We start from the raw sequence: 9,394 nt of genomic DNA on the forward strand, positions 1-9,394 counted from the left end.
GACCATCGCCGAGCAGAATCGCCTGCCGTGCATCTATCTGGTGGACTCCGGTGGCGCCAACCTGCCACGCCAGGATGAAGTGTTTCCCGACCGCGAGCACTTTGGGCGGATCTTCTTCAACCAGGCGAATATGAGCGCCCAGGGCATCCCGCAGATCGCCGTGGTCATGGGCTCGTGCACGGCCGGTGGTGCCTATGTTCCAGCCATGGCCGACGAAGCGATCATGGTGCGCCAACAGGCCACCATTTTTCTCGCTGGCCCGCCGCTGGTGAAAGCTGCGACCGGTGAAGTGGTGAGCGCCGAGGACCTGGGTGGCGCCGATGTGCACTGCAAGATCTCCGGCGTAGCCGACCACTACGCCGACAGCGATGAACACGCCCTGGCCCTGGCCCGTCGCAGTGTGGCCAACCTCAACTGGCGCAAGCTGGGCGAGCTGCGGCAGCGTCCATCCATGGCACCGTTGTACAGCGGCGAAGAACTCTACGGTGTGATCCCGGCCGATGCCAAGCAGCCGTTCGATGTGCGTGAAGTGATTGCGCGGCTGGTGGACGGTTCGGTGTTCGATGAGTTCAAGGCGCTGTTCGGCACTACGCTGGTGTGCGGTTTTGCGCACCTGCACGGCTACCCGATTGCGATCCTGGCCAATAACGGCATCTTGTTCGCCGAAGCCGCGCAAAAAGGCGCGCACTTTATCGAACTGGCCTGCCAGCGCGGCATTCCACTGGTGTTTTTGCAGAACATCACCGGGTTCATGGTCGGCCAGAAGTACGAAGCCGGTGGTATCGCCAAGCACGGTGCCAAGCTGGTCACGGCGGTGGCCTGCGCCAAGGTGCCGAAGTTCACGGTCATCATCGGCGGCAGTTTTGGCGCGGGTAACTACGGCATGTGTGGCCGCGCCTACGACCCGCGTTTTTTATGGATGTGGCCGAACGCGCGCATCGGTGTGATGGGGGCCGAACAGGCGGCCGGAGTGCTGGTGCAGGTCAAGCGCGAACAGGCCGAGCGCGCGGGCAGCGTATTCAGCGCCGAGGAAGAAGCCGCGATCAAGCAGCCTATCCTCGACCAGTACGAAACCCAGGGCCACCCCTACTACTCCAGCGCGCGCCTGTGGGATGACGGTGTGATCGACCCGTTGCAAACCCGCGACGTGCTGGCCCTGGCCTTGTCCGCCGCGCTGAACGCCCCCATCGAGCCGAGCCGCTTCGGCGTGTTCCGCATGTAAATGGAGCTGTATCCCATGAGCGATTTCAACACCCTCGAACTGGTCAACGACACCCGTGGCTTTGCCACACTGTGGCTCAGTCGTGAAACCAAGAACAACGCGTTCAACGCCGAGATGATCCGCGAACTGATCATCGCCCTCGACCTGGTACAGGCCGACCCAACCCTGCGCTTTCTGGTGCTGCGCGGGCGCGGCAAGCATTTCAGTGCAGGGGCCGACCTGGCCTGGATGCAGCAATCGGCCGAGCTGGATTACCACACCAACCTGGACGACGCCCGCGAACTGGCCGAGTTGATGTACAACCTGGCCAAGCTGAAGATCCCAACCCTGGCCGTGGTACAAGGCGCAGCCTATGGCGGTGCGCTGGGCCTGATCAGTTGCTGCGACATGGCAATTGGCGCCGATGATGCGCAGTTCTGCCTGTCCGAAGTGCGCATTGGCCTGGCCCCGGCGGTGATCAGCCCGTTCGTGGTACAGGCCATTGGCGAACGCGCGGCGCGGCGCTATGCCCTCACCGCCGAACGCTTTGGCGGCCAGCGTGCACGGGAGATAGGTTTATTGGCGGAAAGCTACCCGATCGCCGAGCTGGATCAGCAAGTAGAACAATGGATCGCCAACCTGCTGCTGAACAGCCCTGCGGCGATGCGTGCCAGCAAAGATTTGTTGCGCGAGGTGGGCAACGGCGCCCTCACCACCGCCCTGCGCCGTTATTGTGAAAATGCCATCGCCCGCATTCGTGTCAGCGCCGAGGGCCAGGAAGGCTTGCGCTCTTTCCTGCAAAAACGCCCGCCCAGCTGGCAAGCGCAGGAGCCACGTTCATGAGCAACCTGACCACCGTACTGGTGGCCAATCGCGGCGAGATTGCCTGTCGCGTGATGCGCACCGCCAAGACCATGGGCCTGACCACCGTAGCCGTGCACAGTGCCACTGACCGCGATGCACGCCATAGTCGCGAGGCCGACATTCGCGTTGACTTAGGCGGCAGTAAAGCGACCGACAGCTACCTGCAAATCGACAAACTGATCGCCGCCGCCCAGGCCAGCGGCGCCCAGGCGATTCATCCGGGCTACGGCTTTCTCTCGGAAAACGCCAGCTTTGCCCGTGCGATAGAAGCAGCCGGCTTGATCTTCCTTGGCCCACCCGCCTCCGCCATCGATGCCATGGGCAGCAAATCGGCGGCCAAGGCACTGATGGAAACGGCTGGCGTACCGCTGGTTCCGGGTTATCACGGCGAGGCCCAAGACCTGGAAACCTTCCGTGATGCCTGCGAACGCATCGGCTATCCGGTGCTGCTCAAGGCCACGGCCGGTGGCGGCGGCAAGGGCATGAAGGTGGTCGAGGACGTCAGCCAGTTGGCCGAGGCCTTGGCGTCGGCCCAGCGCGAGGCGCTGTCGTCTTTCGGTAATGGGCAGATGTTGGTGGAGAAATACCTGCTCAAGCCGCGCCACGTAGAAATCCAGGTGTTTGCCGATCAACACGGTCACTGCCTGTACCTCAATGAGCGTGATTGCTCGATCCAACGGCGCCACCAAAAAGTCGTGGAAGAAGCACCGGCACCGGGCTTGAGTGTTGAGCAACGCAAAGCCATGGGCGAGGCCGCCGTGCGTGCCGCCCAAGCCATCGGTTATGTAGGCGCCGGCACCGTGGAGTTCTTGCTGGACGCACGCGGCGAGTTTTTCTTCATGGAGATGAACACTCGATTGCAGGTAGAGCATCCAGTAACGGAGGCGATTACCGGGCTTGATCTGGTGGCCTGGCAGATCCGCGTCGCCCAAGGCGAACCGTTGCCAATCACCCAAGAGCAGGTACCGCTGATTGGGCATGCGATTGAAGTGCGGTTATATGCCGAAGACCCGGCGAATGATTTCCTGCCGGCCACCGGGCATCTGGCGCTGTACCGCGAATCTGCGCCCGGCCCTGGCCGCCGTGTGGACAGCGGCGTCGCCCAAGGGGACAGTGTCTCGCCCTTCTACGACCCGATGCTGGGCAAGCTGATTGCCTGGGGTGAAGACCGCGAGCAGGCGCGGCTACGATTGCTGAGCATGCTCGATGAGTTTGCGGTCGGCGGGCTCAAGACCAACCTGGGTTTTCTGCGGCGGATCATCGGGCATCCGGCGTTTGCGGTGGCGGAGTTGGATACCGGCTTTATTCCGCGCTATCAGGATGAGCTGTTGCCGGTACCGGGTGAATTGAGCGATGAATTCTGGCGGGTGGCCGGCGCGGCCTTCATGCAGAGCTTGCCGACAGACGATGGCCCTTGGGCGGATAAGCGCGGATTTCGCGCCGGGCTGCCTGCCGAGGTATCACTGCATTTGAGCAGTGGCGGGCAGGACCGGCTGGTGACACTGGCAGATGGGACGTCGCAATTATGCGGTGAGCAGTTGCTGGTCGAGTATCAGGGCGTACGCTCCTCCCATCTGGCAGTGCGCAACGGGGCGGTACTGTACCTGCGCTGGGGCGGCGAAATGCACGCGGTCAGCCTGTTTGACCCGATTGCGGCCGTCGAGGCCAACCAATCCCATCAAGGCGGCCTCACGGCACCGATGAACGGCAGTATCGTACGGGTACTGGTGGAGGTAGGCCAAACCGTGGAAGCCGGTGCTCAGTTGGTGGTGCTGGAAGCGATGAAAATGGAACACAGCATCCGCGCACCCCAGGCCGGGGTGGTCAAGGCGCTGTTTTGCCAGGAAGGTGAAATGGTTGCCGAAGGCAGTGCCTTGGTGGAGCTTGAAACAGTGGGCTAAAACTTCGCCACGGCTTGCACCACTACGCCGAGGATTCGGCAGTCGCTGGTGAACAACAGTTTGGGATAAGTGGGATTGAGCGGTACCAGGTAAAGCTGGCCGCTCTCTTCCTGCAATTGGCGAAAGGTTGCCCGGGGGTTGTCGGCCCGTCGGGCGACCACCAACTTGCCAGGAATGGCATCAATGGCCGGGTCCACCAGGATCATCATGCCAGCGCCGATGCTCAAGCCGTTGGGAGCGGTCATGGCGTCACCCATCACGGGGAGCCAGAACGCCTCGCCCTGGGCGTGGTAATCGGTCAGTTCGAAGCGTACGGCAGTGTAAGAGCCGCGTTCTTCGCGAGCTTCACACAAGCCTGTCCAGTCACTGACCGGGTAGCGGAAATACGGGTTGTAGTGTTTCTCCTGGTTCACCTGCGGCGCATCGAATCTCTCGCGAATCTCCAGGGCAACTTCCAGATACCCCAGACCGAGCTCCTCCAGCACCCGATTCATATCTGCCAGGCTGGGCACGCGGCGTTTGTTCAGCCAATGGCCAACGCCCCCCTGGGACATGCCCAGGCGCTCCGCCAATTGATCCTGCGTGACCTTGCGGTCTTTCATGTTGGCTCTGACCAACGCTATCCAATTATCCATGGCGCCTGACAATACGTTGCGTATTCTCCGGGGCAATAAACAGTTTGTAGTAATCCATAAAACGACATAAATACGATACGTACTATCATCGAACATAAGGTTTTCGACACCCACCCAGAGTACCGACCCTTATGATGACGAGCCCGGATTTACTACCTGAAACACTTGAACACGATGAATTACACGGCATGCGCAATAGCGACGCTGCCCAACGCGCATTGGACTACTACTTGAAAGAAGATATGTCGGTATCGATCCCGGATGGAACCTTGTTCACCCTCAAGCCGGGCATCAGCCAGGAGGAAGCCCTGGTCCATGCCTCGGACCTGTTGCGCAGCGCCGCGGCCACGGCCTACGAATCGGCGAGCAGTCATCAAGGCAACCAGCGGGACCTGGCGTTTTCAGTGGTGTATTTGTTTGATATGGCGAAAGCGATGGTGGAGCGATCGTTACAGGCGTCGGTACCTCAGTCACGAGCATGACAGGCACGAAGGAAAAATATTTCTATCACACGGATAAAAACATTTGACTTGCAAATGATAATGATTATTATTGGACCCAGCTGATCGCGAGATCAGTCGATAGACCAAGGGACCTTAGGTCGGACTCTTGGAATATCTCCTCATCAGGCTAATCACGGTTTTTGACCCGGCTCTTTGGCCGGGTCTTTTTTTTGCCAGTTTCCCTGGCGTGGCTTCAGGCTAATGAAGACTGTGTACTGCTTGATGGCGCGCATGGTAGCAAAAGAGCATCGTCAAAAGAAAGCCGAACGAGCGCTCTAGCCCGGTTCTTTGAGAAATAGCGCTTGAGAATCAATCTCATAGATTCTAAGCTGCCCAAGCGTCAAGGATGACGCCCCCTCCCCTGCAACAATTTTGCATCCAGATTTTTCCCCACGCCTGTGTAAGATATCCGCCACAACACTCATAATCAGGCACCCAGACTATGACCGTGGCCTTGACCTCCATCAAGATCAGCACCGACTTCGACAGCGGCAACATCCAGGTCCTGGATGCCAGCGACGCTTATCAGTTACTGCTCGCGATCAAACCCGACACCCGCAGCCCACATTTCCAGTGGTTCCACTTCAAGGCCGAAGGCATGCACGTGGGCCACACCCACACCTTTCGCCTGAGCAACGCGGGCCGGTCTTCTTATAAACACGCCTGGAGCGGCTATAACGCCGTGGCCTCGTACGACCATATCAACTGGTTCCGCGTACCCACACGCTTTGATGGCGAAACCCTGCACATCAGCCTCCAAACCCAGGAAAAGCATGTGTGGCTCGCCTACTTCGAACCCTACAGCCGTGAACGCCATGACTGGCTGATCGATCAAGCCCTGAATCGCGCCGGTACCGAATTGCTCGCCACCGGCAAAAGTGCCGAGGGCCGCGATATCCAACTGCTGCGTCGCGGCAAAGGCGGCGAAGGCCGACGCAAGGTCTGGATCATCGCCCAGCAACACCCCGGCGAGCACATGGCCGAATGGTTTATGGAGGGCATCATCGAGCGCCTGCAACAGGACGGTGATGCCGAGTTGAAAAAACTCCTGTCTGTCGCCGATTTGTACCTGATCCCGAACATGAACCCCGACGGCGCCTTCCATGGCCACTTGCGCACCAATGCCATGGGCCAGGATCTCAACCGTGCCTGGCAAAGCGCCAACCAGGAAACCAGCCCGGAAGTGCTGTTCGTCCAGCAACAGATGGAGACGTATGGCGTCGACCTTTTCCTCGATATCCACGGCGACGAAGAAATTCCCTACGTCTTCACCGCCGGCTGCGAGGGCAACCCAGGTTACACCCCGCGTATCGAGGAACTGGAAAAACACTTCCGCCGCCATTTGAGCGGTTTGACCCGCGATTTCCAGACCACCCACGGCTACACCCGCGACCTGCCGGGCGAAGCCAACATGACCCTGGCCTGCAACGCCGTCGGAGAAAAGTTCGACTGCCTTTCCCTGACCCTGGAAATGCCGTTCAAGGACAACAACGATGCGCCCAACCCGAAAACCGGTTGGTCAGGTGAACGCTCGAAGCAACTGGGCAAGGATGTCTTGAGCACCGTCGCCGATATCGTCACGACGCTGCGCTGACCCCCTGCCCCTCCGGCATCAGTCCTCGGTGCCGGTCATACTTTGCAGTACGCCATCGCGCCGGATCAGCCCGTGGAACAATGCCGCCGCCAGGTGCAACAGCACCGTCAGGAACAACAGGTAGGCGAGATAACCATGGGCCTTGCGCAACAGTGCAAACAACGGCGCATTGGCTCCCACCAGTGCCGGCAATTGCACCGAACTGCTGAGCATCACTGGGTCACCGGCCGCAGAGATCATCGCCCAGCCCAGCAGCGGCAACACCAGCATCAACGCGTACAGCACCAGATGAGAAGCCTTGGCCGCCAATACTTGCCACAGAGGTAAATCGGCGGGTAACGGCGGTTGCCGGGTGGAAAAGCGCACCATCAACCGCACGATCACCAACGCCAGAATCGCGATCCCCAGGGGTTTGTGCAGATGAATCAGCCACTCATGTCGCTCCGACACCGACGCCACCATGCCCGCGCCGATAAACAACATGGCGATGATCATCAGCGCCATCAACCAATGCAGCAGGCGAGCCAGCGGCGCGAAAAACCGAGGTTGAGCATTCATGGCTTCGACTCCTGTGGGGCGCTGTGCAGGGGGCTGACTTCACCCGCGCGGCGCAGGTACGAACTGGCATACGCGGCCGAACGCGCGGCCAGCAACGGGTCGTTGGAGGCTTCGATGCCACTGGGCAGAATCAGTGGATCGAAGTTGATATCACGACAATCACCGTCCGCCTGCGGTTGGCTGCTTTGCAGCACCAGGGTGCCGGCGTTGATCACTTTGTGTTCACCGGTCCAGGCCTTGCTTGCGTCATCCACCGGGTCGCCGGGGTTGGCCAGGGTGATGTTCAGTTGCCAACGCAGCGGGCCCGAGGCCAAGCGCTGCACCAGGTCTTTCTCCAGGAAGTCGCTGCCCGACGGCGCGCTGTCAGTGGCTGCGTCCTGGCTTTGCGGCACCACGCCCCAGCGTACAGCCAGGCGCTTGCCATCAGCGGCCACCAAGTAAAACGCATTGATGCCGTTATAGGTTTCAGTGGCATAGCTGGCCGACGGTTTGGCGGCCTTGACCCACGCCAGGAACGACGCCGTCTCCGGGTGTGCGGCAAAAAACGCCGGCATGTTCGCCGGGTTCGGCTTACCGGTGGTGGGGTCCGGTGCGCTGGCCTTGAGCATCTGGTAGAACGCCTCGGGCGTGCCCACCGGAAACACCGGCATGCTGTTCATCCCCGTGCGCCATTGCTGGCCGTTGGCCTGACTGAACTGCAGGGCAAAGCTGCGGATTGGCACGCTGCTGTCCGGCGCATATGGGTTGCCACTGGGCAGGGCAAATCGGCCGATCACCGGGGTTTTCGCCTCGTTGAACACCTGGGCGCTGGAATACGCACGCGCCTCAGGGCTGCTCTCGAAGTAACCGGCTACACACACGCCCTTTGCATGATTGCGCCGGTAGCCTGGGTGCAGACCGTTGTTGGTTTCCAGAGCATTGACCAAGGTTTTGGGGCGCAGGCGCTGCGGATCAAGAGTGCCATTGACGTAGGCAAAAGCCCCGGCAACAACAGCTACCACGACGCCGATCCCGGCGAACCGTGCGATCAGGCTCGCCGTACTCAACGGAGGACGGGGCGGTGATGAGTGATCTACCATGAAGTGACTCCAGGGCCAGAGGCCTAAGGGTGAAACATAAGGTCGGAGCATTAAGACGAACGCCGATACACTCTATTCCTCCGCCTTGAATTTCTTTCTCAGGACAGGGAATAACCTTCAACGCCGGACGTCTCTCTAGTCCCAGCGTAGTGACCAGCCAGATACCCATGCATGAACTCGACGAACCGTTACGTGAACTCATCCCCAGGTTGCGGCGTTTTGCCGTGTCCTTGACGCGTAACATCAGCAGCGCCGACGACTTGGTGCAGTCGACCCTGGAACGGGCAATCACCCGATGGGCCGACAAACGCATCGAGGGTGACTTGCGTGCGTGGCTGTTCTCGATCCTCTACCGGCAGTTCCTCGATGCCCATCGTCGCAACCGACGTTACGCACGCATGCTGGAGTTCTTCACCGGCCGTGAAGATGCACAGCCTTCGGTAGAGCGCACGGTAATGGCCCAGTCGGCGTTGCAAGCGTTCGACCAACTCAATACCGAACAACGTGCCCTGCTGCTCTGGGTGTCGGTCGAAGGTTTGAGTTACAAAGAAGTTGCCGAGATTCTGGATGTGCCTATTGGCACGGTGATGTCGCGCCTGTCCCGGGCGCGCCAAGCCTTGCGTCAACTCAGTGATGGCGACATTGCCAGCCCTTCCCTGCGGATATTCAAATGATCAGCCTGCCCCCCAGCGAACGCGATTTGCATGCCTACGTTGACCACCAGTTGCTGGAGAGCGACCGTCGCGTACTCGAAACCTGGCTGGCCGCCCACCCCGATGTCGCCGCTCAAGTGGTGGGATGGCAGCAGGATGCGCAGTTGCTGCGCGCGTCCTTGAGCGGTGCCTTGCAACAACCCGCCAACCCCGAGTTGGACCCGGCACTGATTCGCCAACGCATTAAACAGCAAACCCGCCGCCATTTCGCCAGCGCCGCAGTGCTATTGATCGCCGTCAGCCTCGGCGGCCTTGGCGGCTGGCAGGCTCGCGAAGCCACTCAACCGCCGATACTGCCGATGGCCGATGCGATGCAGGCATTCCGCATGTTCGCCCAGGACGGCAT

Annotated in this window: 10 protein-coding genes; 7 read left to right on the forward strand and 3 right to left on the reverse strand. The window is 60.4% G+C overall.

Annotated features, from left to right (window positions below; genetic code table 11):
• From ACRESD_RS06355 to ACRESD_RS06365, 3 genes are all read left to right on the forward strand, one after another.
• The coding region (locus tag ACRESD_RS06355; RefSeq protein ID WP_431750147.1) for a carboxyl transferase domain-containing protein at positions 1–1,222 on the forward strand (1,222 nt) is incomplete at its 5' end.
• A 15-nt stretch (positions 1,223–1,237) separates the two neighbouring features.
• The gene (locus tag ACRESD_RS06360) at positions 1,238–2,044 is read left to right on the forward strand and encodes a gamma-carboxygeranoyl-CoA hydratase (RefSeq protein WP_431750148.1); all 807 of its coding nucleotides are present in this window, start codon (positions 1,238–1,240) and stop codon (positions 2,042–2,044) included.
• Positions 2,041–3,966 carry an acetyl/propionyl/methylcrotonyl-CoA carboxylase subunit alpha gene (locus ACRESD_RS06365; RefSeq protein ID WP_431750149.1) on the forward strand — a complete coding sequence of 642 codons (1,926 nt, stop codon included), beginning with the start codon at positions 2,041–2,043 and terminating at the stop codon, positions 3,964–3,966. Before ACRESD_RS06360 ends, ACRESD_RS06365 begins: the two co-directional genes overlap by 4 nt.
• On the opposite strand, the gene ACRESD_RS06370 is transcribed toward ACRESD_RS06365, so the two are convergent.
• Complete coding sequence (locus ACRESD_RS06370) at positions 3,963–4,601, reverse strand: LexA family protein (protein ID WP_431750150.1); 639 nt, start codon at positions 4,599–4,601, stop codon at positions 3,963–3,965. The two genes, ACRESD_RS06365 and ACRESD_RS06370, sit on opposite strands and share 4 nt — an antisense overlap.
• A 131-nt stretch (positions 4,602–4,732) precedes the next feature.
• Between ACRESD_RS06370 and ACRESD_RS06375 the strand changes: the two genes are divergently transcribed.
• Both ACRESD_RS06375 and ACRESD_RS06380 read left to right on the forward strand, forming a co-directional pair.
• Positions 4,733–5,083, forward strand: a complete 351-nt coding sequence (locus ACRESD_RS06375) for a DUF6124 family protein (RefSeq protein WP_431750151.1) — start codon at positions 4,733–4,735, stop codon at positions 5,081–5,083.
• Positions 5,084–5,546: 463 nt separating this feature from the next.
• The gene (locus ACRESD_RS06380) at positions 5,547–6,698 is read left to right on the forward strand and encodes a M14 family metallopeptidase (protein WP_431750152.1); all 1,152 of its coding nucleotides are present in this window, start codon (positions 5,547–5,549) and stop codon (positions 6,696–6,698) included.
• Between the two features lie 18 nt (positions 6,699–6,716).
• Here ACRESD_RS06380 and ACRESD_RS06385 read toward each other — a convergent pair whose 3' ends face one another.
• Positions 6,717–7,256: a cytochrome b gene (locus ACRESD_RS06385; RefSeq protein WP_431750153.1), complete on the reverse strand. Its 540-nt coding sequence runs from the start codon at positions 7,254–7,256 to the stop codon at positions 6,717–6,719.
• Positions 7,253–8,335 (reverse strand): catalase family peroxidase, encoded by a 1,083-nt coding sequence (locus tag ACRESD_RS06390; protein WP_431750154.1) that lies wholly within the window; start codon positions 8,333–8,335, stop codon positions 7,253–7,255. The genes ACRESD_RS06385 and ACRESD_RS06390 overlap by 4 nt, the downstream gene beginning before the upstream one ends.
• 167 nt (positions 8,336–8,502) lie before the next feature.
• Between ACRESD_RS06390 and ACRESD_RS06395 the strand changes: the two genes are divergently transcribed.
• Positions 8,503–9,009: a sigma-70 family RNA polymerase sigma factor gene (locus ACRESD_RS06395; protein ID WP_431750155.1), complete on the forward strand. Its 507-nt coding sequence runs from the start codon at positions 8,503–8,505 to the stop codon at positions 9,007–9,009.
• Positions 9,006–9,394, forward strand: a 389-nt coding sequence (locus ACRESD_RS06400; protein ID WP_431750156.1) for an anti-sigma factor family protein, incomplete at its 3' end; no start/stop codon positions are given. The genes ACRESD_RS06395 and ACRESD_RS06400, both read left to right, overlap by 4 nt.

Source organism: Pseudomonas sp. (genome assembly GCF_050739995.1).
Classification (GTDB): domain Bacteria; phylum Pseudomonadota; class Gammaproteobacteria; order Pseudomonadales; family Pseudomonadaceae; genus Aquipseudomonas.